Genomic DNA, 25,201 nt, shown 5'->3' on the forward strand with positions numbered 1-25,201 from the left:
CGAGGCGCCGGTGACGCCGATAAAACTTTACGCGCGCATATTCATCGGCGCGTGGCCCTATGGGCACGCGCTGTTGTGTCAGACAAGATTTCTTCTGCAAGCTGGCGAGCTAGAATCGGCGCTCCCAAGAACCGTTCAGCCGCCATTAATCCTGCCGCAGGGGCCGGAAGCTCATGCGGTGCAGGGCGCAGGGACCTTGCGTTTCTATGGCGCGCCGGTGGGTTACGGTCGCGTAGCCGGCATGGAGCGCGAAGCCGTAGCCGGGATGCGCGAGGTCGGCGCGAGCCATCATGCGATCGCGCGTAACCTTGGCGACGATCGAAGCGGCGGCAATCGATAGCGACCGTGCGTCGCCCTTTACGACTGCCTTGGCATGGCATGAAAGCCCGGGCGGCACGTCGCGGCCGTCGACGAGTACGAAGCGTACGGTCGAGGGAAGACCCGCCACTGCGCGTCGCATCGCCTCCAGGCTTGCCTTGCGGATATCCGTGGCATCAATCGTGCCGGCCGAGGCCGAGGCGATCGATACCTCCGATGTCGCGAGGATTTCGTCGAACAGCTTCTCGCGCGCCTGCGCGCTGAGCTTCTTGCTGTCATCGAGGCCCTCGGGAATGGCGTCGGGATTGAGAATGACCGCAGCCGCTACGACCGGTCCTGCGAGCGGGCCGCGACCAGCTTCATCGGCGCCGGCGACCGGCCAGAATCCATCACCTCTTGCCGAGAGTTCAAAACTGAAATCGGGTGCTTCGATGATATCGGGAAAAAGGGGAGAATCGGACGACCTGCGAGACATAAGTCTAATTCGCATGATCGACCGATTCTCTTCAAGCCCCCAGGTCCGAGTGCGGCGGCGGACGGGGGGATGGCCGATGCCCCAGGCGGGGGCGGGGCACCGGAACTGTTTTGCGACCTTCTAGCGTTCACACCGGGTTGCCTGAGGGGCGGTAACGAAAACTCCCCCATTGCCCCCGGGCATCCTCGGTGCCTATCGCTGGCCACAAACCCGGAACAGCCATCACGCAGGCCATTCCGGAAAACCTTCAAAGAAGCGAGAGCTGCACCCCCGTTCCGAGCGGCGGCACGAACAGATCGTCGCGAAGCTGGCGGCGTGTCGGGTTGAAGCCGAGGCGCTTGGTGGCGAGATCGAAGCGGCGGCCGATCTGCCAGGCATAGGGGCCGGCGCCTTTCATGCGCTTGCCGAACTCGGCGTCATAGTCCTTGCCGCCACGCATGGAGCGGACGAGCGACATGACGTGGCGGTAGCGGTCCGGATAGTTGCGCAGAAGCCAGTCACGAAACAGCGGGCTGACTTCGAGCGGCAAGCGCAACAGCACATAGCTCGCCTCCGTCGCACCGGCCGTCCTTGCCGCTTCGAGAACCCGCTCGATCTCATGGTCGTTGAGCGCCGGGATGATCGGAGAGACGAGAACCCCGGCGGGGATGCCGGCCTCGGCAATGGCACGCATCGCCTCCAACCGCTTGGGCGGCGTTGCGGCGCGGGGCTCCATTGTCCTCGCCAGCTTGCGCTCGAGCGTGGTGACTGAAATGCCGACCCGCGCCAGTCCCTTCTCGGCCATTGGCGCGAGGATGTCGATGTCACGGGTGACCATCGCCGATTTGGTGACGATCATGACCGGGTGGTTGGCGTCCCTCAGCACTTCGAGGATCTGGCGCATGATGCGCCATTCCTTTTCGATCGGCTGATAGGGATCGGTGTTGGTGCCGATGGCGATTGGCCTGACCTTGTAATCCGGTCGCGCCAGTTCGCGCTCCAGGAGCCGCGCGGCATCCGGCTTGGCGAAGAGCTTCGCCTCGAAATCCAGACCCGCCGACAGGCCCATGAAGGCGTGTGTGGGGCGGGCGAAACAATAGATGCAGCCGTGCTCGCATCCGCGATAGGGGTTGATCGAACGGTCAAAGGAGATATCGGGAGATTCATTTCGGGTGATCACCGTCCGCGGCTTCTCGACCTGGACTTCGGTCTTGAAGGGGGGCAGATCTTCCAGGCTTTCCCAGCCGTCGTCGAAGCTTTCCCGCGCCTGCGGCTCGAAGCGGCCGGACGTGTTGAGCCCGGCGCCGCGTCCGCGGCGGCGGTCGATATCGATCCGCAAGCCTGTTGCGCTCATCATCGCTTCGGCGACATCTGCCGTATTGGCGGGCGCAAGCGCACCCTGCCTGATCTGAGACAGCTCGTTCATTGGAATCTCCCCGGAATCAGATCTTTGATCCCGTTTTGTTCTGATTATTTTCCTATCGCGAATACGAGAACAATTCAAGAACAAAAAGCGGGAGCAGTACGTTTGGAGTTTCGTGCTCCCCGGTTTGGTTTTCAGCCAAGCCAGCAGTGCATGTAGCAATTGTGAGTGTGATGCGGTAGGACGGGCTATGCTGACGATCATCATGGAAACGCGGGACAACGAAGCCGAGCTGGTGCAGACGCTGTCGGTGCTCGTCGCCGGCGCCGTGGAGGGCCTCGTCAGTGATGTGATTGTCCTCGATCACGGCTCCAAGGACGGCTCGTCGCGTGTGGCGGAAGCGGCCGGCTGCCGCTTTCACGTCGATTGGAATCTCGGCGACGTCGTGCGTTCGGCGCGCGGCGAATGGCTGATGCTGCTCGAACCCGGTGCCCGTCCGATCGGCCGGTGGATCGACGAGCTTGCCGAATACGTCTCGCTCAACAGGGCGCCCGCGCGCTTCTCCGATTCCAGAATGCACCGCAAACCGTTCTTCCGCCGCCTGATCCGGCGAAGAAAGCCGCTGGAAACGGGTTTCCTGGTGAACAAACATGATGCGCTCGCAGCGGCCGATGGCAATCGATGCCTCGGCGACATGACGAATGTCCGGGCGGTCCGCAAACTCTCGACGGAGCTCGTTCCGGCCTGGGTCGTCACCGAAAGCAAGCCGACGCCGGGACGCTCCTGACCACCGTGCACTAAAAAGGTGCCAGTCCCAGGGGACGGCACCTCAAGGTGGCTCTCAAATGACCTTGTCTGGTAAATTTCTTGCCGGGCAGCATTCTGGCTGCACGTCGTATCCCCTTGTTCTCCCCGCCCGGGGATATCGGCGGGGAGGCGTCTTTGCAGCCTGAAGAGAAACGTGCGGCGTCCGATCTTCGGTGGGCTGATGATCGGACGCTAAAGGCACGAAAAATGGCTGTCAGTTCCAAAGGTAACAGACGGGCCGAAAGTGCGATGGGACGTGGAGGATCCGGGCTTAACCGCGTTTGAGGTGCTCGTCGAGCCGGGGCATGATCTCGACGAAATTGCAGGGCATGTGCCGGTAATCGAGCTGCTGCTTCAATATGCCGTCCCACGCATCGCGGCAGGCGCCGGGTGAGCCGGGCAGAACGAAAATGAAGGTGGCGTTGGCAACGCCGCCAGTTGCGCGTGACTGGATCGTCGAGGTGCCGATCTTCTCGTAGGAGATCCGATGGAAAACCTCGGAGAAGCCGTCCATGCGCTTTTCGAACAGCGGCTCCAGCGCCTCCGGCGTCACGTCCCGGCCGGTGAAGCCCGTGCCACCGGTCGTGATCACCACGTCGATCGTCGGTTCGAGCGTCCAGGCCTTCACCTGGTCGTAAATCTGCGCCCGATCGTCCGGCACGATCGCGCGCGCTTCCAGGCGATGACCTGCGTCGCGCACCCGCGCCTCCAGCGTGTCGCCCGATTTGTCGTCGGCGAGCGTGCGGGTGTCGGACACCGTGAGGACAGCAATTCCGACGGGAACGAAGGGGCGTTTTTCGTCGATGCCAGCCATTCTACTTGCCTCTTCCTATCGTGTTGCAGGCGAGAACGTACCAGCCGGGCTGCGCCTCCGAAAGAGTACGCGCTGTCGCAGCCGCACGCTCACCGTTGTCGAAAATGCCGAAGCAAGTGGCGCCTGAGCCCGACATCCGAACCAGCAGGGCCCCGGCCTCCATCAGCGACTGGCAGACGTCGCCGATGACGGGCTGCAGCTGCTGCGCCGGCGGCTGCAGATCGTTGCGCATCGTTGCCATTGCCGCCAGCCACGCGTCGAGCGTTCCCGAAGCCTGAGGCAAAACGAGCGGCGCATTGGTCTTGTTCGGGAGCGTCCGGAACACCACCGGCGTCGAAACGGCAACGAGCGGATTGACCAGTACGAGGGGCAGGGATGGAAGGTCGGCAAGCGGCGTGATGTCCTCACCGATGCCTTTCGCCACGAGAGGAATGCCGGCGAGGCACATCGGTACGTCGGCGCCGAGCGCCAATGCCATTGCATCGAGGCGGGAGGGTTCGATCGCGGCGTGCCAAAGTTGGAGAAGCCCAAGAAGCGTCGCCGCCGCGTCGGCGGAGCCGCCGCCGATGCCAGAGGCGAGGGGCAAATTCTTTTCGAGATGCAGATGAACAGGGCCGGTAGCGGCGAGGTTGCGGGACCGCAGTTCCTCACGCAGGACGTCTCGCGCCTTTAGGACCAGATTGCCGCCCTGGGCGCTGGCATCCATGGGCAGTTCTGCGGCAAAGGGCCCCGATACGGTAAAGAGGTCGGCGTCTGCCGATGCAAAGCCGATCCTGTCGCCGCGATCGGCAAAGGTGACGAGGCTTTCGAGAAGGTGGTGGCCGTCGGCCCGCTGGCCGACGACGTGGAGCGCCAGATTGATCTTTGCGGGCGCCGCGCGCGTCAGCGTGAAGCCCGCGATGCCGTCATCAATCATGGATCGATCAGGACTTCTTGTCCGGCGCCGGCGCTTCCGCTTCCGGGGTCACCTTCTTCGGCGCGGTTTCCTTGGCATCGGCGGAGGCCGGAACCTCTTCCTTCAGCGGCGGCAGGCCGTTTTCGATCTTCGCCTTGATCTTCGGGATCTCGGCTTCCTCGGGCTTCAGCTCAAGCGTCTGCGTCCATTGGAACACCGCTTCGAGCTTGCGGCCGACGCGCCAGTATGCGTCACCGAGGTGATCGTTGATCGTCGGGTCGCCGGCCATCAGTTCAGCCGCTTTTTCCAGTTCCACCACCGCATCGTCGAAGCGGTTCATGCGGAAATAGGCCCAGCCGAGCGAATCGACGATGTAGCCGTCGTCGGGCTTCAGTTCGACCGCCTTGCGGATCATCTCGAGGCCTTCGTCGAGATTGATGTTCATGTCGACCCAGGAATAGCCGAGATAGTTCAAAACCTGCGGCTGGTCCGGGTTGAGTTCCAGCGCTTTCTTGAAGCTCGGTTCGGCCTTGTCCCAAAGCTTCTGGCGCTCGTAGGCAATGCCGCGCTGGAAGAACACGGTCCAGTCGCTGCGCTTCGGCACCGGTCCGATCTGTTCGACGGCCTGGTCGTAGAGCGTGCCCATCTCCTTGTAGTCCTTGGCGTCGGAGAGCACGCTGCCATAGGCGAGATAGTTGCGGATGTTCTTCGGATCGACGTCGATCAGCGCTTTCAGGTGCTTCTTCGCTTCGTCGACTTTCCCGATGCTGGCCAGGCTCAGGCCGAGTTGCAGTTCAGAGACGCGCCGCATCGGCGAGGTCTCCGGGATAGCCTTGTAAAGCTCGATCGCCTCGTTCGGCTTCTTCAGGTTTTCGGCGATGCCGCCGAGCATCACGAGGATGTCGGCGCTGTCGGGGTCGAGCCGGCGGGCGGTCTGCAGATAGAGCGAAACGATATCCTCGGCGCCGTCGCGATTGAGCGCAGCACCAATCGAGAAGAGCACGGCCGCAGCACCCTGGCTGGCATTCTTGACCTGCTGTTCCTGCGGAACACCGTTCTCTATGTCGGTCCTCAGCGCCTGCAGCGGCGTGTAGTTGTTGACCATGTTCTCGCCGACGGCGACGGTATCGAGCGCCTTCTGCTTGTTGCCTTCGCGCGCCTCGAAACGAGCGAGCGCTTCGACCGCCCGCATGAAGGTGTCAGGCGCAGCACTTCCGCCTTCCCGATCCAGAATGGCATCGTTGAGCCTGGTCCGTGCGGTCTGCTTGTCGCCCGCGGCAACCGCGATCGCGCCTGCATGATAGTTCTTGAACACGCGGAACCAGTCGGGGCCCTCCAGGCCGTTGATCTGTGCCAGCGCTTCCTTCGGCTTGCCCTGGCCGAACTTCGCCCAGGCGGAAAGCAGGCCGTTCATCAGCCGGTCGAGATCGTTGGGGCCTTGGTAGTTGAGGAGCTTCTGCGCATTGCGATACTCGCGCTTGCGGATCGCTTCGATCGCGCGGATCACGGTGGTGATGCGCTCGACGGCCGGGTCTGACTTCAGCTGCTCGGCAATCTTGGCGCCTTCATCGAACTGGCCGGCCATCAGCAGGGTGATCATCAGCCGCTGCTTGACGTCGTTGTTGTTTGGTTCGAACTGCAGCGCGATCTTGTAGAGCTCGGTGGCGGACGCGAAGTCGCGGTCCGTATCGGCGGTACGGGCAGCGAGGAAGGCGCCGGCGAAAGTATTCACCGTCTTGATGTCAAAGGGTTCGCTTTCCTCGACAGCGGCGACCTTGTCTTCCGCGAAGGCCTGGTGGCTGCCGCTGACTGCGGCGAGAGCCAGCAGTGCTGCGCCGCTAAGGAGGCGGAGGATCGTCATTTGCCGCATGTCAAACCTTTCGTGCCGATTGCTCGGTCTTGCGCACCACTGAGGGTTGTTTCCGGAGTCAGCCACATATAGCCCAGCGCAACTCTTGAGGAACAGAATGGCTTTTTTGGCGCAATGCGGCAAGAAAATCCTGTCGGTCGTCCCGGTAGGGTTGAGGTCCCGTCAGCTTACCCGGTCGATGCAGAAGTCGATCACTTCCGTGAGCGCCGACTTCCAGGGGGACGCCGGCAGCGGTGCCAGCGCATCGCGGGCAATCGTGCCGTAGTGCTGGGCGCGCGCGATGGTGTCGCTCAAGCCGCCGTAGCGCTTGATCAGGCCGAGCGCCTTTTCGAGGTTCTGATCGCTGCTGTCGCCGCCTTCGATCGCCTCGCGCCAGAAGGCCCGGTCTTCTGCCGTTCCGCGGCGGTAGGACAGGATCACCGGAAGCGTGATCTTTCCTTCGCGGAAGTCGTCGCCGACATTCTTGCCGAGGTCGCTCGACGAGCCGCCATAGTCGAGCACGTCGTCGACGAGCTGGAAGGCGAGGCCAAGGTTCATGCCGTAGGATTTCAGCGCATTGCGGTCGGATTTGCTCGTCTGGGCGACGATCGGTCCAACTTCGGCGGCAGCGGCAAAGAGTGCCGCGGTCTTCGCGCGAATGACCTGGAGATAATCGTCCTCGGTCGTTTCCATGTTCTTGGCGACGGAAAGCTGGAGAACTTCGCCTTCGGCGATGACGGAAGCAGCCGTCGAGAGCACGTCGAGCGCGTCGAGCGAGCCGACATCGACCATCATGCGGAAGGCCTGGCCGAGCAGGAAGTCGCCGACAAGAACACTCGCCTGGTTGCCCCAGATCGTGCGCGCGGTGGACTTGCCGCGGCGAAGGTCGCTTTCGTCGACGACATCGTCGTGCAGCAGCGTCGCCGTATGCATGAATTCGACGCTGGTGGCGAGCTTGACGTGGGCGTCGCCCTCATAGCCGAACATCGAGGCGGAGGCGAGCGTCAGCATCGGGCGCAGGCGCTTGCCGCCGGAAGAAATCAGGTGGTTGGCGACTTCGGGAATCATCTGAACGTCGGAACCGGCCTTCGACAGGATGAGCTGGTTGACGCGCTCCATGTCCGGCGCTGTCAGGTCGACGAGCGGCTTAACGGACGCCTGTTTGTTTTTGCTGTCTTCCAGCGGTATCACTACGCCCACACCGGGACTCCTGTTTTCATTGTCGCTTTCGACAATAGGAAGGGGTGTCCCGTGCGGCAAGAGGCGAATTGTCCCGCTTGCTGAAATAGGACAGGAAAAACCGCCGGATGAAGGAATTGATCCGTACCAACGATGCCGTCGTGCTCTCCTTTGCCGAGAGCCTGATGAAGGATGCCGGCATCGCAAGTCTCATCGCCGATCAGGGGATGAGCATTCTGGAAGGCTCGCTCGGCCTGCTGCCCCGCCGTTTTCTGGTCGCGGACGAGGACGCGGAAGCCGCGCGGCGGATATTGATCGACGCCGGGCTCGAGGCGGAGTTGCGGTCGTGAACTCGGACCCAGTGCTGGCGGCCGCAACCGAAACCGTCGATGCCTTCCATCGCGGCAAGTTCCATGTCGTTCAGCCGCTGGGGCAGGGACATCGCTCGGGCATGGACGCGATGCTGCTGGCATCGCTCGTTTCCTCGGATCATCCCTGCCGCATCGCCGATCTTGGCGCCGGTGCGGGCGCCGCCGGCATGGCCGTCGCTTCGCGGATCGCAGCTGCGGAGGTGGTGCTGGTGGAGCGCTCACCGATCATGGCGGAGTATGCCCGTCGCAGCCTGCTGCTGGCTGAGAATGCCCGCTTTGCTTCGCGGGTCTCGGTGCTGGAGGCCGATGTCTCGCTTGCCGGCAAGGCGCGTGTCGCGGCGGGTCTGGCGGATGACAGCTTCGACCACGTGATCATGAATCCGCCCTTCAACGACGCTTCCGATCGCAAGACGCCGGACAGCCTCAAGGCTGAGGCCCATGCGATGAGCGACGGGCTCTTCGAGGTCTGGGTGAAGACGGCTGGCGCGATCATGAAGCCGGGCGGGCAACTGTCGTTGATTGCCCGGCCGGAATCGATCGCCGAGATCATCGCCGCCTGCGGCCGCCGCTTCGGCGGCATCGAGATCACGGCGCTGCATCCGCGCGTCGGCGAAAACGCCGTGCGCATCCTGGTGACGGCGATCAAGCAGAGCCGCAAGCGGCTGGTGTTGCGCGCGCCACTCGTCATGCATGAGGAGGGGCATCGCTTCGCTGATCATGTCGACGATCTCAACAACGGTCGTGCCGCCTATCGCCGCCGCTGATTTACCGTATGCGGCATTGCGTTTGTCGTGGCAGTGCATACATGCCATGGATGGGCCAATACATTTGGCCATCGGAGCGGCATGAGGAAAGGTGCCATGCCGTTTTCCTCACGCTGCTCCAAAGCGATCCAGTAGGCAGGAGTTGAAATGAAGGCGTTCCTGAGACGGTTGTTGCCGAGGCGATTTCGCAGGGAAGGCGTGACGATCCCCGTTGTCCGGCTTCACGGTGCGATCATGGCTGGCGGCGGGCAATTCCGGCCGGCGCTCAACCTGGCAACGGCGGCACCGCTTCTGGAAAAGGCCTTTGCAATCAAGGAAGCGCCTGCGGTTACGATCTCCGTCAATTCGCCCGGCGGCTCCCCGGTGCAGTCGCGCCTGATCTATCAGCGTATCCGGGACCTCGCCCAGGAGAAGAAGAAGCGCGTCCTGATCTTCGTCGAGGACGTTGCAGCGTCCGGCGGCTACATGATCGCACTCGCCGGCGATGAGATCATCGCCGATCCGACCTCGATCGTCGGCTCGATCGGCGTCGTTTCCGGCGGTTTCGGCTTTCCGGAGCTGCTGAAGAAGATCGGCGTCGAACGACGCGTCTATACCGCCGGCGAAAACAAGGTGATGCTCGACCCGTTCCAGCCGGAAAAGGAGCAGGACATCGCGTTTCTGAAGAACCTGCAGCTCGACATCCATGATACCTTCATCCAGATGGTGAAGGCGCGTCGCGGACAGATGCTCGCCGATGATCCGGATATCTTCTCCGGCCTTTTCTGGACTGGCCGGCGCGGGCTGGAGCTGGGGCTAATCGACGGTCTTGGCGATCTGCGCGGCGAGGTGAAGAAGCGTTACGGCGACAAGGCGCGGCTAGAACTCATCCAGCCGGTGCGCAGCCTTTTCGGCCGACGGCAGACCGGCACGGCCGTTGCCGGCGCCCTTGTCGAGCCCTTGGCGGCGTCGGCGGCAGCGGGTCTTGCCGAAGCAATCGAGGAAAGGGCATTGTGGGCGCGGTTCGGGCTTTGAGCCCAAGCAATTCCAGCGAAATTGTAAGACGGTTTCGCACCCGGAATCGCGTAGAAACAATGAGATAGGGCGTTCACCGGCTCCTTTGATCGGAAACGCCCTAGCCCGCGCGCCATGGCCTTGGAGGAAAAATGCCGCAACTCATCCTGCTCCTGATCGCAGGTTTCATCTTCTGGCTCGGTTATCGCAAGTTCGTGGCCGACGCGCAGAAATTGACGCGCCAGCGTGAACAGACCCGCCGCGAGGAGCGGACCGGGGCGCAGGGCACGCTGGTCCAGGATCCGGAGACCGGTGAGTACAGGCTGAAACGCGACGACGAGTAGCGAGATCAAAGGGCGCGGAGGCTCCGGCGCGTCTAATTGGCGGGCCGGCGCTGTAGTTGCTTGACCCTTCTCATCAGGCGTGGCACCTGTCCGGCTCAATTTTTATGAAGAAATCCGGACGCGATCCATGACCACTCTGCCCGATCATATGAACCCGAAGCGCTCGTTTCAGGCCCTGATCCTGACTTTGCACAACTACTGGGCCGACAAGGGTTGCGCCGTCCTGCAGCCCTACGACATGGAAGTGGGCGCCGGTACCTTCCATCCGGCAACGACCCTGCGCGCGCTTGGTCCGCGCCCCTGGCGTGCCGCCTATGTGCAGCCGTCGCGTCGCCCGACCGACGGCCGCTACGGCGAAAACCCGAACCGCCTGCAGCACTACTATCAGTACCAGGTGCTCCTGAAGCCGAACCCGTCCAACCTGCAGGAGCTCTATCTCGGCTCGTTGGAGGCGATCGGCCTCGATCCGCTGCTGCACGATATCCGCTTTGTCGAGGACGACTGGGAAAGCCCGACGCTCGGCGCCTGGGGCCTCGGCTGGGAATGCTGGTGCGACGGCATGGAAGTGTCGCAGTTCACTTACTTTCAGCAGGTCTGCGGCATCGAATGCTCGCCGGTCTCCGGTGAACTGACCTACGGTCTCGAGCGCCTGGCCATGTATGTCCAGGGTGTCGACAACGTCTACGACCTGAATTTCAACGGCCGCGAAGGCGCCGAGAAGATCAGCTATGGCGACGTTTTCCTGCAGGCCGAACAGGAATATTCGCGCTACAATTTCGAATACGCCAACACCGCCATGCTGCATCAGCACTTCATCGATGCCGAAGCGGAGTGCCAGGCGTTGCTGGCGGCCGGCGCACCCGGCGATCACAGCAACAATCAGCTGCACAAATGCGTCTTCCCCGCCTATGACCAGTGCATCAAGGCGAGCCATGTCTTCAACCTGCTCGATGCCCGTGGCGTCATCTCGGTCACCGAACGCCAGAGCTACATCCTGCGCGTCCGTACGCTGGCCAAGGCCTGCGGCGAAGCCTTCCTGCTGACCGACGCTGGTGGCGCGAACTTCAACCGGGACGCGGCTTGACCACGCAACGGTCCGGCCTCGTCGTTCACATCAACGGCTGGCCCGGAACTGGCAAACTGACGATCGCGCGCCATCTGGCCGAAAGGCTGGGCGCGCGGCTTGCCGACAACCACACGCTGATCAATCCGGCCGAGGCGCTGTTTGCGCGCGGCACACCGCTCTATCGATCTCTGCGCGCGGCGATCCGTGAGAGTGTGTTGGACCATTTGGCGAGGGCGCCGGCAGAACAATTCGTCGTTTTTACCGATGCGCTCTCGGATGACGCCTCCGACACCCGCGCCTTCGAAGACTACGCCGAGCTTGCGCGCCTGCGCGGCGCCCGCTTCGTGGCGGTGGTCATCGATTGCGATGTCGAGGAAAATCTCAAGAGGCTGACACGGGCCGGGCGGTCAAAGCAAAACAAGCTGACCGATCCCGCGATCCTTTTGGACCTTAGGGCCAAACACAGATTGCTGCGGGGCAATGGTCACGCGGTAGTCGAGATCGATGTAACGACGCTTGGCGCCAATGAGGCCGCCGAGCATATCGCTGGCCGTATCCTTGCTTGATCAAACAACTTTGACGATGGCGGCGGCCTTGCTCGCCTGGTCCAGCGTGGGGTAGGCGCCGGTGTAGATCTGACCCGCATAGGTCTGTAAGGCGCGACGAACACCGACCGGCTTTTCCTCTGCGATGGACACGTTCGCATAGGCAACGAAAAGCGCCGTGAAGGCGATTGCGTTGATGAGGGGTGCGAACGTTTTCATGACCTTAGCTTCGTTTTCCAGGAGTTGCTCTCTGGATTGGAATATGGCTGAAGGTCAGCAATGCTGCCGTTCCCGCAGGAACAGGGATTGGACGCCGCACGCGAACACTGTGTTCACGAGGGGTATGCGCAATGCCTCCGTTCGCAGCGACAGTTGGGGAGGAATGCGTTTCTCCGCGCAATTGCGGTAGAAAGGCCTTTGCAGCTTGAAAGCCGGTGCTAATCTCGGCCGGGCAATTTTGGAGGGCACCCTATGATCGGTCTGGCAATCGCCGTCGTCGTGATCCTGTATCTGGTTTTCGTCTATAACGGTCTCGTCAAGGCGCGGCAGATCGCCGAGGAGGCCTGGTCCGGCATCGATGTGCAGTTGAAGCGTCGTGCCGATCTCATCCCCAACCTGATCGAAACCGTGAAGGGCTACGCGGCGCACGAGAAGTCGACGCTGGAAGAGGTGATCGCCACGCGCAACCGGGCGCAAGCCGTGCCATCAGGCGATGTCGAGGGGCGGGCTCAGGCCGAAGGCGCGCTGTCCCAAGCGCTCGGCAAGCTGTTCGCGCTTGCCGAAGCCTATCCGGATCTGAAGGCCAACGAGAATTTCGCCGAACTGCAGCGCTCACTGGAGACGATCGAGGGCGAGATCCAGATGTCGCGCCGCTATTACAACGGCGCTGCCCGCGATCTCAACGTCAAGGTCGAGAGCTTCCCGTCGAACCTGATCGCCAACGCCTTCCGTTTCGTCAAAGCCGGCTATTTCGAGATCACCAACGAAGCCGATCGCGCGGTGCCGCAGGTCAAGTTCTGAGCTTTTCCCATCCGCGGTTCCGATCGCCACGAACATCCCGGCCGCGGGCTCCCGCCGCAGCTCATTCGCATCAAGAGACCTATTCGATGACCACCGATACCATGAAGAAGCTGACCATCCTGCCGACCGACCATCCGCTTCGCGGCCATGTGCGCCCGCCGGGCTCGAAGTCGATCACCAACCGCGCGCTTTTGCTGGCCGGCCTTGCGAAAGGCACGAGCCGATTGACGGGTGCCTTGAAGAGCGACGACACCCGCTACATGGCGGATGCACTCAGGGCGATGGGTGTCGAGGTCAGCGAGCCGGATGAAACCACATTCGTCGTGACCAGCACGGGCAAGCTGCTCCCGCCGGCTGCACCGCTGTTCCTCGGCAATGCCGGAACGGCGACGCGCTTCCTGACGGCGGCGGCCGCTCTCGTCGATGGCACAGTCGTCGTCGACGGCGACCAGCATATGCGCAAGCGCCCGATCAAGCCGCTGGTCGAAGCACTCGGCGCCCTCGGCGTCGAGGTTACCTCCGAGACCGGCTGCCCGCCGGTCACCGTCAAGGGCACCGGCGGCTTTCCGGCCGGCCGCGTCGTCATCGATGCCGGCCTTTCCAGCCAGTATGTCTCTGCCTTGCTGATGGCGGCTCCGGGCGCCAAGGGGCCTGTCAGCATCGAGCTTGCCGGCGACGAGATCGGCGCGCGTGGTTACATCGACCTGACGGTTGCCGCCATGCGCGCCTTCGGGGCCGAAGTCGAGCAGGTGAGCCCGTCCGTCTGGCAGGTCGCCCCGACCGGCTATCGTGCGGCGGACTATGTCATCGAGCCTGACGCGTCGGCTGCAACCTATCTCTGGGCGGCGGAAGTGCTGACCGGCGGCGCCATCGATCTCGGCGTCCCGGCAACAGCCTTCTCCCAGCCAGATGCGCGCGCTCATGCAGTGATCTCAAGCTTCCCGAACCTGCCTGCTGTCATCGACGGTTCGCAGATGCAAGACGCGATCCCGACGATTGCGGTGCTCGCCGCCTTCAACAACACGCCGGTACGCTTCGTCGGTCTCGCCAATCTGCGCGTCAAGGAATGCGACCGCGTGCGCGCGCTGTCGCTGGGCCTGACAGCGATCCGGCCGGGTCTTGCGCATGAGGAAGGCGACGACCTCATCGTCTCGTCCGACCCGGGTCTTGCCGGCCAGACCCTGCCGGCATCGATCGACACCTTTGCCGATCATCGCATCGCCATGAGCTTCGCGCTTGCCGGCCTGAAGATCCGCGGCATCACCATCGAGGACCCTGGCTGCGTCGCCAAGACCTATCCGGCCTATTGGGACGCGCTCGCATCCCTCGGCGTCGAATTCACCGGCGACCGGCCGTGATCGAGAGCGGATGAGGAAAAGTGTATGCGGTTTTCCGCCCGCATCCCGCTCTAACTTATCAAATCGCCGCGCCTTGACCCCCAACCGGAACTTGACCCTCAACCGGAAGAAAGCTTGATCCGCATGGCCCGTCTCGCTGCCGCATTCGCCATTCTGGTTCTTTTGCTGGCGACGGCGGGCATCGGGCGGGCGGAGGAGGTCTTCTCCGCCTATCGCTCCGTCATCGACCTCGCCAAGGACGGCACGATGACCGTGACGGAGACGATCACGGCGACGGTCGAGGGCAACAAGATCCGCCGCGGCATCTATCGCGACCTGCCTTTGACCTTCACCGATGCGAAGGGCAAGCGCAGCAAGGTCGACTTCGAGCTGCTATCGGTCGAGCGCGATGGCGAGGAGGAGCCCTACCGCACGGAGTCGATCAGCGGCGGCGTCCGCATCTACACCGGTTCTGCCGAGGTGTTTCTGGACCCGGGTGAGCATACCTTCCAGTTCACCTACGAGACCGGCCGGCAGATCCGTTTCTTCGACGATCACGACGAACTCTACTGGAACGTGACCGGCACGGAGTGGGACTTCCCGATCGACGAGGCGAGCGCCACGGTGACCCTGCCGGAAGGCGTTAGGGTGGAAGCACTCGATTTCTTCACCGGCGGCTACGGCGCGACCGGCAAGGACGCCCGAGGCTCGCGGGACGGCAGCGAGATCTTTTTCGCCACCACCCGCCGTCTCGATCCGCGCGAAGGGCTGACGATCGCCATCAAGATGCCGAAGGGCAGCATCATCAGGCCGTCCTCCAGCCAGGAGAACGCCTGGTGGCTGCGTGACCACCTCGCGCTTGTCATCGCCGGTGCCGGGCTCGTCCTCGTCCTCATCTATTACAGCCAGGCCTGGCTGCGGGTCGGGCGTGACCCGGACCGCGGCGTCATGGTGCCGCGCTGGGATCCGCCGGAAGGCATCTCGCCGGCGCTGGTCAACTACATCGACAACAAGGGTTTTTCCGGCGAAGGCTGGACCGCACTGTCGGCGGCAGCACTCAACCTCGCGGTCAAGGGCCACGTGGTTCTCGAAGATCTCAAGAACGCCATCGTCATCGCCGCCACCGGCAAGGGAAGCAACGAAAAACTGCCGACCGGCGAAGCGGCCGTCATGAACGCGGTCAATGCGGCCGGCGGCACGCTCACGATCGATCGCGCTCATGGCACACGAGTGCAGGCGACCGGTGCGGATTTTCGCAATGCCATGGAGCGCGAGCATCGCGGCAAGTACTACCTGGCAAACAGCGGCTACATCGTCGCCGGGGTCGTCCTGTCGGTCCTGGCGGTCGCGGCGGTCTTCCTCTTCGGCGATCTCAGCGAAGACAGCCTGCCGCTGGTAATCGTTCCCGTCTTCATCGCCTTCTTCGTGTCGATCCTCGCCGTCTCATTCGGCAAGTCGCTGCGCCGTGAGAAGAGCCTGATGAGCCGGATCATGTCGATCGTGGTGGTCGCCTTCATCGGCTTCGTGGCCTTCACGATCTTCTCGGCGATCCTCGCAGCCGTCTTCTACTCGGCAGCCGAAACCGATGAGTTGCCGCTGTTGTTCGTGATCGGCGCCATCGTCCTCGTCAACGTGTTGTTCTTCTTCCTGATGGGTGCGCCGACGCCGCTCGGCACGCGGATGATGGATGGTATCGACGGGCTTAGGCAGTACATGACGCTCGCCGAAAAGGACCGGATGAACATGCAGGGCGCGCCTGAAATGTCGCCCCGGCATTTCGAGACGCTTCTGCCCTATGCGGTAGCGCTCGGCGTCGAGAAACCGTGGACAGAGACCTTCGATCGATGGCTGCTCGCCGCCGCGGCGGGAGCGGCGGCGGCGGTCGCCTATCAACCGAGCTGGTATCACGGCGACGGCTTCGGCTCGAGCACCTTCGGCGACCGTCTCGGCGGATTTGCCGGTTCGATGGCCGACACGATAACCTCGTCCCTGCCACCCCCGCCCAAATCGTCATCGTCAGGCTTTTCGACCGGCGGCGGCTTCTCCGGTGGCGGTGGCGGCGGTGGCGGCGGTGGCGGCTGGTGAAACCGGCCCCAAACGCAGGCATCCCGCCAAATTCATCGACGGGCTTGGTGACATTCTTGCCAGAGATTGCTAAGTCCGCCGCAACCGTCAGGAACAGAAAAAGTCGCTCCCATGCCCGATCTTCTTATCGAACTCCGCTCCGAGGAAATTCCTGCCCGCCTGCAGCGCAAGGCGGCCGGCGACCTCAAGAAGCTGCTGACCGATGCCCTGGTCGAGGCGGGCCTGACCTATGAGGGTGCGCGCGAATACTGGACGCCGCGCCGGCTGACGCTCGATATCCGTGGCCTCAACGCCCGCTCCGCCGATATTCGCGAAGAGCGCAAGGGCCCTCGCACCGACGCCAACGAGAAGGCGATCGAAGGCTTCCTGCGTGGCGCCGGTCTCTCCTCGATCAGCGAGGCGCATGTCCACAGCGATCCGAAGAAGGGCGATTTCTATGTCGCTCACATCGTCAAGCCGGGCCGTCCGGCCGAAGAGATCATCGCCGAGGCGATGCCCGGCATCATCCGCAATTTCCCCTGGCCGAAGCCGATGCGCTCCGGCGCGGCGTCGGCAAAGCCCGGTGCGCTTCGCTGGGTCCGCCCGCTGCAGTCGATCGTCTGCACCTTCGGCTCGGAAACCGAGGAAACCCATGTGATCCCGTTTGAAGTCGACGGCATCGTCGCCTCGAACGTTACCTATGGGCACCGTTTCCACGCGCCTGAGGCGATTACGGTTCGGCGCTTTGCCGACTACGCTGAGAAGCTCGAAAAGGCGAAGGTCGTTCTCGATGGCGAGCGCCGCAAGGAAATGATCCTTGCCGATGCGCGTAACGTCGCTTTCGCCAACGGGCTGGAACTCGTCGAGGACGAGGGTCTCCTGGAAGAGGTCTCCGGCCTCGTCGAATGGCCGCAGGTGCTGATGGGCAGCTTCGAGGATGCCTATCTCGAAATTCCCTCGGAAATCATCCGTCTGACCATCAAGACCAACCAGAAGTGCTTCGTCACCCGCGCACCTAGCGCCGAAACGCTCTCCAACAAGTTCATCCTCGTTTCGAACATCGAGGCGAAGGACGGCGGTAAAGAGATCGTGCACGGCAACGGCAAGGTCGTGCGCGCCCGCCTTTCGGACGCCGCCCATTTCTGGCACCGCGACCAGGGCAACCTGCCGGATCTCGAAACGCTGGAAGCGTCCGCGGAAAAGTTCGCTCTCGATCTCAAGAAGCCGCTCGACCAGCGCATGGCCAAGCTCGACGCGCTGAACGTCACCTTCCACGCCATGCTCGGCACGCAGGGCGAACGCGTCGCCCGCATCCGGGCGCTTGCTGCTGAACTCGCCAAGGTGATCGGCGCGGATCAGAAGCTCGTCGACCGCGCCGTGGTGCTCGCCAAGGCGGACCTGCGCACCGAAGCGGTCGGTGAATTCCCCGAGCTTCAGGGCATCATGGGTCACAAATACGCGCTGCTTCAAGGCGAAGAGCAGTCGGTCGCCGATGCGCTCGAGGATCACTACAAGCCTCAGGGCCCGTCCGATCGCGTGCCGACCGATCCGGTGGCGGTGACCGTCGCGCTTGCCGACAAGCTCGACACGCTCGTCGGCTTCTGGGCGATCGACGAAAAGCCGACCGGCTCGAAGGATCCCTATGCGCTTCGCCGCGCGGCACTCGGCGTTATCCGCCTGATCCTGGAAGGCAAGGCGCGCCTGGCGTTGCTCCCGGCCTTCGAAGCCGCGCTCGTTGCTCTCCGAGCACAGAAGCCGGCGCTTGCAGGCGACGTTTCCGCCGATCTGCTCTCCTTCTTCCATGACCGGCTCAAGGTCTATCTGCGCGATCTCGGCGCCCGTCACGACCTGATTGACGCGGTGCTGACGTCGGATTCGGACGACCTCCTGATGATTGCCCGCCGCGTCGAGGCGCTAACGGCCTTTATCACCGACGAGGAAGGCCGCAACCTCTTGGCCGGCACCAAGCGTGCGACCCAGATTCTCGCGGCCGAAGAGAAGAAGGGAACGACCGTCGCCGACGCCGTCGATGCCGGCCTCTTCCGTCTCGATGCCGAAAAGGCGCTGCACCAGGCCGTCGAAACCGGCTCGGGCGAAGCGCGCAACGCGATCGCCAAGGAAGACTTCCGTTCGGCGATGGAAGCGCTGGCAAGGCTGCGCGAACCGGTCGATCAGTTCTTCAACGACGTGCTGGTCAATGATGACGATGCCGCGATCCGTGCGAACCGCCTGGCGCTGCTTGGCCTGATCCGTTCAGCAACCGGCACTGTCGCGGACTTCTCCAAGATCGCAGGCTAAGGCGAAGCGGTCGGCTGCCGGCTCGCCGGAAGCATCCGCTGTTGCTCCCGCACAAACGTTCAAGCAGGTCGCCGTGAGGCGACCTATATCCTGTCTCCATCACACAGATGGAGGCAGCCGATGGATACCGCGACGAAGACCTACAAGCCGATCAATTTCACCGAAAAACTCTCGCTCTTCAGCGATCAGTGGCAGCCGCGCGTCATTGCCGAACTCAATGATTATCAGTTCAAGATCGTGCGTATCGAGGGCGACTTCATCTGGCATGATCACAAGGACACCGACGAGGCCTTCATCGTGCTTGAAGGTACACTGCGCATCGATTTCCACGACGGGTCGGTGACGCTCGGTCCGGGCGAAATGTACGTCGTGCCGAAGGGCGTCGAGCACAAGCCATATGCGGAGCGCGAGGTGAAGATGCTGCTGATCGAGCCGCGCGGCACCCTCAACACCGGCCATGAGGGCGGCGAACGCACGGCGGAAAACGATCGCTGGATCTGACGCGCGTGGCTGCCCACTGCATGTCTCCTTAAATCGACCTCGATTTGAGGACGAAGACATGCAGCGCGGCGCTGTAGGGTCGGGATCGCGCTTGATGACCATCACCGGCCTCGGAGTAGGAAGTCGTATGCCCGCAAAGATCCTCGTCAGCGCCTGTCTCATGGGCCATGCCGTCCGCTATGACGGTCAGTCGAAACCGCTCATTCATCCGGCGGTCGATCGCTGGCGGGCCGAAGGCCGTCTCGTGACCATCTGTCCGGAAATGTCTGCCGGCATGCCGGTGCCGCGCCCGCCAGCGGAAATTGCTTCAGGCGCCGTCGGCAAGGATGTGCTCGAAGGCGAGGCGAGAGTGGTGGAGATCAACGGCCGCGATGTGACCGAAGACTTCGTGCGGGCCGCCGAAAACGCGCTTTCGCTGGCGAAGGAAACCGGCTGTCGTTTTGCGCTGCTGATCGATGGCAGCCCGTCCTGCGGATCCGGCTTCGTCTATGACGGCAGCTTTTCCGGCGCTCGCCATCCGGGCGAGGGTGTGGCGGCAGCATTGCTCGCCGGCAATGGCATCGAAGTCTATTCGGACAGGCAGATCGAGGCGCTGGTCGCGCGGATCGAAGGATTGGAAGGCCCACAATAAAAGATTGCGCCCCTGCTTCTCTCAGGGGCGCAATCTCTCGCTGTGCAGCGAAACGCCCGTCAGCCTTGCATGCAGGGGACAGCTGAGCGGGGCAGGGAACTTTCCCGATAGGAGATCAGTCTAGCCGAAGTTCGAGGGTGGACGGATCAAATTGCTGTGAGCCGTCTTCGGTCGGCGGTGCAACTGAGCCGCCCATGGAGGCGCCGATCGGCGTGACCGCGGCGGTCTTTGCGGTCTGGTCGATCGCGATCATCTTCGCGTCATCCGACACCGGGTTCTGGTCGTCCGCATTCGTCGAGACGACGACTGTCGGGGAGGCATCGCTGTCGGCGGAAGCCGCCTTGATGATCTCCGGCGAAGGCTTGCTGACGAAGACAACCGGGGAGCCACCGAGCCAGGCTTCGGTGCGCACCATCTTCATCTCGCCGTTGATTTTCTTGAGCTCGACCGTTTCGTCGCCTGCAGCGATCGTGGGCACGACATAGGTCACCTTCTTCTTCGACTGCAGCGGCGGACATTCGGCGCAGGAGACGGTGGCAACACTGGCGTTGTCGGTCGTGCCCGACGCGAGCGCCTCGATCGACGACGCCTCTGCGTTGCCGGCGGCAAGCCCGAGGACGGTGGTGATCAGCAACAGGCGCATACGCTTTCTCCCGCAATTGTTAGCGGCGAGAATATGCGCACTCCCTTACTTTCTCGTCAGGAGAATTGGTAAAAATAGAATGATCCGGAAATGAGTTCCGCTCCGGATCACGCTTTCTCGCGTGCAACGGCGCGCCAGCCGATATCGTGCCTGTAGAAGCCATTTTCCCAGGAAACGGCCGAGACCGCCGCATAGGCTCTGTCCTTGGCCGTGCCTGCACTTGCGCCCGTTGCGGTGATGTTGAGCACGCGGCCACCGGTCGCGACCAAGGCCCCGTCCTTCATCGCTGTGCCAGCGTGGAACACCTTGGTGGTGGCCGAGGCCGCGGGAAGGGCGGCGATCGGCGTGTTCTTGGCGTAGCTGCTCGGATAACCCTTGGAAGCCATGACCACGGTCAGGGCCGTCTCCTCGCGCCAATCGGCCACCATGCCGGCGAGCGTGCCGGTCGCCGCGGCATAGAGCAGCGGCAGCAGATCGCTCTTCATCCGCATCATCAGCACCTGGCATTCCGGGTCGCCGAAGCGGACATTGTATTCGATTAGCTCCGGGCCCTTGGCGGTGATCATCAGGCCGGCAAAGAAGACGCCGGAAAAGGGATGGCCGCTTTCCGCCATGCCGCGCATCGTCGGCTCGATGATCTCCTTCATCGTGCGCTCGATCATCTCGGCCGTCATGACCGGAGCGGGCGAGTAGGCGCCCATGCCGCCGGTATTCGGCCCGGTATCGCCGTCGCCGACGCGCTTGTGATCCTGCGCGGAGGCAAGCGCCAGCGCGGTCTTGCCGTCGCACAGGCAGAAGAAGCTTGCTTCCTCACCATCGAGATAGGCCTCGACCACCACTTCGGCGCCGGCAGCACCAAAGGCGCCGGCAAAACAATCGTCGACGGCAGCGAGCGCCTCATCGAGCGCCATGGCGACGGTGACACCCTTGCCGGCTGCCAGGCCATCGGCCTTGATCACGATGGGCGCGCCCTGGGCGCGCACATAGGCCTTGGCGCTTTCGGCATCGGTGAAGCGGCCATAGGCGCCGGTCGGAATGTCATAGCGGGCGCAAAGATCCTTGGTGAAGCCCTTGGAGCCTTCGAGCTGGGCGGCGGCGGCAGACGGGCCGAAGACGGCGATGCCGGCTGCGCGCAGGACGTCGGCGAGACCGGCGACCAACGGGCCCTCAGGACCGACCACGACGAAATCGATCGCTTCCTTGCGGCAAAAATCGGCGACGGCCGCATGATCGTCCGTGTCGAGCGCGACGATGACGGCTTCTTCGGCGATGCCGGGATTGCCCGGTGCCGCATAGAGCTTCGTCAGTTTGGGAGACTGCGCAATCTTCCATGCAAGGGCGTGCTCGCGCCCACCCGATCCGATGAGAAGAACCTTCATTGCAGCCCCCGATATCCCGAAATTGCTGCGCTGCGGTTAGGACGGCAGGGCGGCAAGGTCAAGGGAAAATGGGAGTCCAGGCAGCGATTCCCGCAATCGCCACCCTTCAGGCGATGGCCTGCCGAGTTTGTACGTCATCCAGCCCTTCGTCGTGCGCGTAGCGGGCGGTGCGCGTCAGCGCCCAGATGCCGAGATCTTCAATCGGCAGCGGCTTGCTGATGAGATAGCCCTGGAACAGATCGCAACCGGCTGCAGTCAGCATCGAGAGCTTCTCTGGCGTGTCGATGCCTTCGCCGACGACGGCGACGTCCTTGGCGTGGCAGAGCGCGATGAGCGCCTTGAGCACCGGCAGCGACTGCGACGCGGTGAGGTTCGAGACCAGCGCCCGGTCGAGCTTGATAGTATCGGCCGTGTATTCGATGATCTGCTGCACGGACGTGTAGCCGGCGCCGAAATCGTCGATCGAAAGGCGGAAGCCATTCTGGCGCAGGGCGTCGATGTTGCGGCGAAGCTGGTCGCTGAACTTGACGGCGAAGGTTTCGGTGAGCTCGATCTCGATCGAACGCGCCTCCAGCCCATGTCGCTCCAGGCAGTCAGAGAAATGGTCGGCAATCGCCTTGGAGTGCAGTTCGGCCGAGGAGATGTTGATTGCCAGCACCGTTTCCGGGCCGAACAGCGCCTTGAGCTGCCGGCAATCGGACATCGCCTTGTTGATCACCCACCAGTCGATCTTGGTGAAGAGACCGGAGCTTTCGGCGATCGGCACGAATTCATCCGGGGTAACATTGCCGAGGACCGGCGAGTACCAGCGCAGCAGCGCTTCGCAGCCTGTGACGCGGCCTTCGGTGTCGACCATCGGCATGTAGACGAGATGGAACTGTTCGTCCGGATCGAGCGCGCGCAGCTCGTCCTGGATCTGGCGCAGCCGCGTGCGCTTATCGTGAAGCGCGCGCGAGAAACGGGCCGAACGGTTCTTGCCGCTGGTCTTCGCCTGATACATCGCGGCATCGGCATTCGAAATCAGCTCGGCAAGGTTGGTCGCATCGTCCGGGCAGATCGCCGCGCCGATGCTTGCGGTCACCGGGTAGCGCTTGTCGGAGACTTCGAAGCCGTCCTCGAACAATCCCAGAATGGCGGCCGAGATTTCCCGGACCGTTCCGTCGCCGGGTCGCGATCGCACGAAAACGGCGAATTCGTCGCCGGAGAGGCGGGCAAGAATGGCCGGCTTCTGGCCGCGCCGCTCGGTAATGGCATCGACACGCTCGCCGATGCGGACGGCCAGCGTCTTCAGGAGCTCGTCGCCGATCTCGTGGCCGTGCTTGTCATTGACGAACTTGAAGTTGTCGATGTCGATAAACAGCAGGCTGCACTTCTCGCCGGCGGCGATTGCCTCGCGCACGGCGCCGGCGGCAAGTGCGTTGAAATGGCCGCGGTTGCTGATGCCGGTCAGGGTGTCGGTCCAGGAACTGCGTTGCACGAGTTTCAGCGATTGCACCGACTGCCGATGCAATTCGCGGATATTTTCCGTCAGCCGCCCGATCTCGCCTTTCTCCTCCATGTCGCGGATCTCGTCGCGCGCGCCCACCATCACCGCCATCACGTTGGCGTCGAGGCTTGCGATCGGGTCGGTAATGAAGCGGCGGATCAGCATGATGATCAGCCAGATCGAGAACAGGCTCATCGCCACGGCGCCGAGCGCCAGCAGGATCTTCTGCCTGGCCAACAGCGCATCGAAATGTTTGCTCGAAACCGTGAGCGTCGCATAGAGCGAGGGCCCGAGATGAACGCTTGCCGAAAGGTCTTCGGTAATCGCCAGCGGCCAGGGCTGGAGCACGATGTCGGAGCCGTATTCCTTCTTCAGCGCCTGCTGCATGTCGAGGAAGCGGTCCGGCTGGATCGCGACCTGGACGAGCAGAGCGCTCGATTTCTTGCTCGGCAGCGGCCGGGTGAAGGCGACCGGATCGAGGAAGAAGGAATAAACGATGCGTGGTCTTTGTCCCGCTTCGTAAAGATAGGTCCAGTCGGCGAGCGTGTCTTCGCGGATCAAGCGGCGGGCGAGGTTGAGCTGGGCCTCGTCGATCTGGGCGAAGGGGTCCCAGCTGTTTTCGAAATAGTAGTCCGTCTTCAGATCGGAAGTCAGCAGCGCCAGCGACACGTAGCCCGTCGGGTCGTCCAGGAGTGATTTGATGCTTTCCTGCAGCCTGACACCAAGCGCATTGGCGCGGTAGTTCTCATCCGTTTCGGACACATACTGGCGCAGCGAGTTGCCGTTCAAGAGCGCATTGAGGAAGCCCTTGCTGCGGCCGATCTCGTTCTGGAACACGGCGGCCGCATGTTCCAGGCGCTGCGACAGTTTGGCGTGTTCGAGCGCGCGGATGGAGCGGCTCTGCGTGACGTGGACCGAGACTGCCGCCAGTAGGTAGCCAGCGAGAACGACGGGGAAGATCAGGATGAGCGCGCGTTTGCCGAGATTCACTGGAAGTTCGCCAATGTGCTGATGATGCGCCGGCGCAATTGCACCGACTCTGTGGACAGTTCCTGTTGATACTGGCTCTTGGCCAGGATGTCGGGTGAGGGGTAGATGGCGGGGTCGGCGCGGACTTCTTCCGGCAGGAGCGCATAGGCTGCCCGGCTTGCCGTCGGCATGTTGAGCGCCAGCGCGTTCGCGGCAGCACTGCCGGGCGAGCCGAGATAGTCGAGGAGAGCGAGCGCGCGGTCCTTGTTCGGGGATTTGGCGACGACCGACATGCAATCGAGCCAGGAAAGCGTGCCTTCCTTGGGAACGGCGTAGCGCCAGACGCCGGGCGTACCTGCCTTGTCGTTCAGCACGTGCTGGTCGCCGCTGTAGCCCAGCGCCATGTAGATGTCCTTGCTGACCGTCGGGTTCTGGATCGAGCTGATGATATATTCGTAGGTGAGCACCGAGGGCGCCTGTTCCTTCATCAGGCCGAAGGCGGCCTTCAAGGTGGCGCTGTCGTTGGTGTTGATCGATTGGCCGAGCAGCATCAGCGGCGCGACGAAGGCCTCGTTGTGGTCGTCGTACATGGCGACATGCTTGGAGAGTGCCGGGGTTGGGCGCATGAGATCCTGCCAGGAGGCCGGCGCCTCCGGAACGACGTCCGATCGGTAGAGGATGCCCATCGTGCCCCAAAGATAGGGCAGGCCTCGGCCCGAGCAGCGCTTGCGCCAGCTTTCGTCATAGTCCCGGAGCGAGGCGACGTTGGTCTCGTCGAGCTTTTCGAGCACGCCCTTGCGGCCGAAAAGGGCGGCGCTGTTTTCGCCGGTTACCACCAGATCGACGCGGCTGTTCGGATCGGCCAGCACCTCGTCGCGGGTGTCGCCGCTATCGTAATAGACCTGGTGCACCGCGACGCCTGTTATCGACGTCCAGCGATCAAGGATCTTCTGGTCGATATAGGATTCCCAGATCAGCAGGTTCAGGGTCTCGGCCGATGCCGCCGTTGCAAATAGCAACGTCGCCAGAAAGGCCGGAATCGCCGTTCGCCCCTGCATTCTATACCCCTGCCCAAGCCCGTCAGACGACCGTAGCGCGCAAAAATTGATGA

Annotated in this window: 24 protein-coding genes; 13 read left to right on the forward strand and 11 right to left on the reverse strand. The window is 63.0% G+C overall.

The window, feature by feature from the left end; all coding sequences use genetic code 11:
* Nucleotides 1-145 precede the first annotated feature (145 nt).
* Both ACTJKE_RS00905 and ACTJKE_RS00910 read right to left on the reverse strand, forming a co-directional pair.
* Complete coding sequence (locus ACTJKE_RS00905) at nt 146-793, reverse strand: ribonuclease HII (RefSeq protein ID WP_057250811.1); 648 nt, start codon at nt 791-793, stop codon at nt 146-148.
* A gap of 247 nt (nt 794-1,040) precedes the next feature.
* A complete protein-coding gene (locus ACTJKE_RS00910; RefSeq protein ID WP_057250809.1) occupies nt 1,041-2,198 on the reverse strand; it encodes a PA0069 family radical SAM protein in 1,158 nt (385 codons plus the stop codon).
* A 187-nt stretch (nt 2,199-2,385) separates the two neighbouring features.
* Here ACTJKE_RS00910 and ACTJKE_RS00915 point away from each other — a divergent pair, with 187 nt between their 5' ends.
* Nucleotides 2,386-2,922 (forward strand): hypothetical protein, encoded by a 537-nt coding sequence (locus ACTJKE_RS00915; RefSeq protein ID WP_058320419.1) that lies wholly within the window; start codon nt 2,386-2,388, stop codon nt 2,920-2,922.
* Nucleotides 2,923-3,213: 291 nt separating this feature from the next.
* Here ACTJKE_RS00915 and moaB read toward each other — a convergent pair whose 3' ends face one another.
* From moaB to ACTJKE_RS00935, 4 genes are all read right to left on the reverse strand, one after another.
* The gene (moaB, locus tag ACTJKE_RS00920) at nt 3,214-3,756 is read right to left on the reverse strand and encodes a molybdenum cofactor biosynthesis protein B (RefSeq protein WP_057250805.1); all 543 of its coding nucleotides are present in this window, start codon (nt 3,754-3,756) and stop codon (nt 3,214-3,216) included.
* A gap of 1 nt (nt 3,757) precedes the next feature.
* The gene (locus ACTJKE_RS00925; RefSeq protein ID WP_440659867.1) at nt 3,758-4,672 is read right to left on the reverse strand and encodes a 4-(cytidine 5'-diphospho)-2-C-methyl-D-erythritol kinase; all 915 of its coding nucleotides are present in this window, start codon (nt 4,670-4,672) and stop codon (nt 3,758-3,760) included.
* 7 nt (nt 4,673-4,679) lie between these two features.
* Nucleotides 4,680-6,521 carry a tetratricopeptide repeat protein gene (locus ACTJKE_RS00930; protein ID WP_057250800.1) on the reverse strand — a complete coding sequence of 614 codons (1,842 nt, stop codon included), beginning with the start codon at nt 6,519-6,521 and terminating at the stop codon, nt 4,680-4,682.
* A gap of 162 nt (nt 6,522-6,683) precedes the next feature.
* The gene (locus tag ACTJKE_RS00935; protein WP_058320418.1) at nt 6,684-7,700 is read right to left on the reverse strand and encodes a polyprenyl synthetase family protein; all 1,017 of its coding nucleotides are present in this window, start codon (nt 7,698-7,700) and stop codon (nt 6,684-6,686) included.
* A gap of 107 nt (nt 7,701-7,807) precedes the next feature.
* Between ACTJKE_RS00935 and ACTJKE_RS00940 the strand changes: the two genes are divergently transcribed.
* The 6 genes from ACTJKE_RS00940 to ACTJKE_RS00965 all read left to right on the forward strand — a co-directional run bounded on the left by ACTJKE_RS00940 (nt 7,808) and on the right by ACTJKE_RS00965 (nt 11,783).
* A complete protein-coding gene (locus tag ACTJKE_RS00940; protein WP_057250796.1) occupies nt 7,808-8,029 on the forward strand; it encodes a putative signal transducing protein in 222 nt (73 codons plus the stop codon).
* A complete protein-coding gene (locus ACTJKE_RS00945) occupies nt 8,026-8,814 on the forward strand; it encodes a tRNA1(Val) (adenine(37)-N6)-methyltransferase (protein ID WP_057250794.1) in 789 nt (262 codons plus the stop codon). Before ACTJKE_RS00940 ends, ACTJKE_RS00945 begins: the two co-directional genes overlap by 4 nt.
* A 147-nt stretch (nt 8,815-8,961) precedes the next feature.
* Entirely contained in the window at nt 8,962-9,828 is an 867-nt protein-coding gene (locus tag ACTJKE_RS00950) for a S49 family peptidase (RefSeq protein WP_057250793.1), read from the forward strand.
* Between the two features lie 131 nt (nt 9,829-9,959).
* Nucleotides 9,960-10,151 (forward strand): hypothetical protein, encoded by a 192-nt coding sequence (locus tag ACTJKE_RS00955; RefSeq protein WP_113131948.1) that lies wholly within the window; start codon nt 9,960-9,962, stop codon nt 10,149-10,151.
* A gap of 127 nt (nt 10,152-10,278) precedes the next feature.
* Nucleotides 10,279-11,235: a glycine--tRNA ligase subunit alpha gene (locus ACTJKE_RS00960; RefSeq protein WP_058320416.1), complete on the forward strand. Its 957-nt coding sequence runs from the start codon at nt 10,279-10,281 to the stop codon at nt 11,233-11,235.
* Nucleotides 11,232-11,783, forward strand: coding sequence for an AAA family ATPase (locus ACTJKE_RS00965; protein WP_440659864.1), 552 nt, complete (start codon nt 11,232-11,234; stop codon nt 11,781-11,783). The genes ACTJKE_RS00960 and ACTJKE_RS00965 overlap by 4 nt, the downstream gene beginning before the upstream one ends.
* Here ACTJKE_RS00965 and ACTJKE_RS00970 read toward each other — a convergent pair whose 3' ends face one another.
* Nucleotides 11,784-11,981 carry a hypothetical protein gene (locus tag ACTJKE_RS00970; protein WP_440659862.1) on the reverse strand — a complete coding sequence of 66 codons (198 nt, stop codon included), beginning with the start codon at nt 11,979-11,981 and terminating at the stop codon, nt 11,784-11,786.
* A gap of 252 nt (nt 11,982-12,233) precedes the next feature.
* Here ACTJKE_RS00970 and ACTJKE_RS00975 point away from each other — a divergent pair, with 252 nt between their 5' ends.
* The 6 genes from ACTJKE_RS00975 to ACTJKE_RS01000 all read left to right on the forward strand — a co-directional run bounded on the left by ACTJKE_RS00975 (nt 12,234) and on the right by ACTJKE_RS01000 (nt 19,613).
* Nucleotides 12,234-12,782: a LemA family protein gene (locus ACTJKE_RS00975; protein ID WP_440691042.1), complete on the forward strand. Its 549-nt coding sequence runs from the start codon at nt 12,234-12,236 to the stop codon at nt 12,780-12,782.
* A gap of 86 nt (nt 12,783-12,868) precedes the next feature.
* Nucleotides 12,869-14,140: a 3-phosphoshikimate 1-carboxyvinyltransferase gene (locus ACTJKE_RS00980; protein ID WP_057250780.1), complete on the forward strand. Its 1,272-nt coding sequence runs from the start codon at nt 12,869-12,871 to the stop codon at nt 14,138-14,140.
* Between the two features lie 123 nt (nt 14,141-14,263).
* Nucleotides 14,264-16,204 carry a DUF2207 domain-containing protein gene (locus ACTJKE_RS00985; protein WP_440691107.1) on the forward strand — a complete coding sequence of 647 codons (1,941 nt, stop codon included), beginning with the start codon at nt 14,264-14,266 and terminating at the stop codon, nt 16,202-16,204.
* Nucleotides 16,205-16,315: 111 nt separating this feature from the next.
* Nucleotides 16,316-18,481, forward strand: a complete 2,166-nt coding sequence (gene glyS / locus ACTJKE_RS00990; RefSeq protein ID WP_440659859.1) for a glycine--tRNA ligase subunit beta — start codon at nt 16,316-16,318, stop codon at nt 18,479-18,481.
* Between the two features lie 120 nt (nt 18,482-18,601).
* Nucleotides 18,602-18,982 (forward strand): cupin domain-containing protein, encoded by a 381-nt coding sequence (locus ACTJKE_RS00995; protein WP_440659857.1) that lies wholly within the window; start codon nt 18,602-18,604, stop codon nt 18,980-18,982.
* Between the two features lie 127 nt (nt 18,983-19,109).
* Nucleotides 19,110-19,613: a DUF523 domain-containing protein gene (locus ACTJKE_RS01000; RefSeq protein ID WP_440659855.1), complete on the forward strand. Its 504-nt coding sequence runs from the start codon at nt 19,110-19,112 to the stop codon at nt 19,611-19,613.
* A gap of 115 nt (nt 19,614-19,728) precedes the next feature.
* Here ACTJKE_RS01000 and ACTJKE_RS01005 read toward each other — a convergent pair whose 3' ends face one another.
* The 4 genes from ACTJKE_RS01005 to ACTJKE_RS01020 all read right to left on the reverse strand — a co-directional run bounded on the left by ACTJKE_RS01005 (nt 19,729) and on the right by ACTJKE_RS01020 (nt 25,148).
* Entirely contained in the window at nt 19,729-20,256 is a 528-nt protein-coding gene (locus tag ACTJKE_RS01005) for a plant virulence effector HPE1-like domain-containing protein (protein ID WP_440659854.1), read from the reverse strand.
* Nucleotides 20,257-20,363: 107 nt separating this feature from the next.
* The gene (gene purD / locus ACTJKE_RS01010) at nt 20,364-21,635 is read right to left on the reverse strand and encodes a phosphoribosylamine--glycine ligase (protein ID WP_440659852.1); all 1,272 of its coding nucleotides are present in this window, start codon (nt 21,633-21,635) and stop codon (nt 20,364-20,366) included.
* 106 nt (nt 21,636-21,741) lie between these two features.
* Complete coding sequence (locus tag ACTJKE_RS01015) at nt 21,742-24,111, reverse strand: putative bifunctional diguanylate cyclase/phosphodiesterase (RefSeq protein WP_440691044.1); 2,370 nt, start codon at nt 24,109-24,111, stop codon at nt 21,742-21,744.
* On the reverse strand, nt 24,108-25,148 hold the full coding sequence (locus ACTJKE_RS01020) for a polyamine ABC transporter substrate-binding protein (protein WP_112996383.1): 1,041 nt from the start codon (nt 25,146-25,148) through the stop codon (nt 24,108-24,110). Before ACTJKE_RS01020 ends, ACTJKE_RS01015 begins: the two co-directional genes overlap by 4 nt.
* Nucleotides 25,149-25,201 lie beyond the last annotated feature (53 nt).

The sequence above is a fragment of the Ensifer sp. 22521 genome (genome assembly GCF_052044795.1).
Taxonomy (GTDB): Bacteria; Pseudomonadota; Alphaproteobacteria; order Rhizobiales; family Rhizobiaceae; genus Ensifer.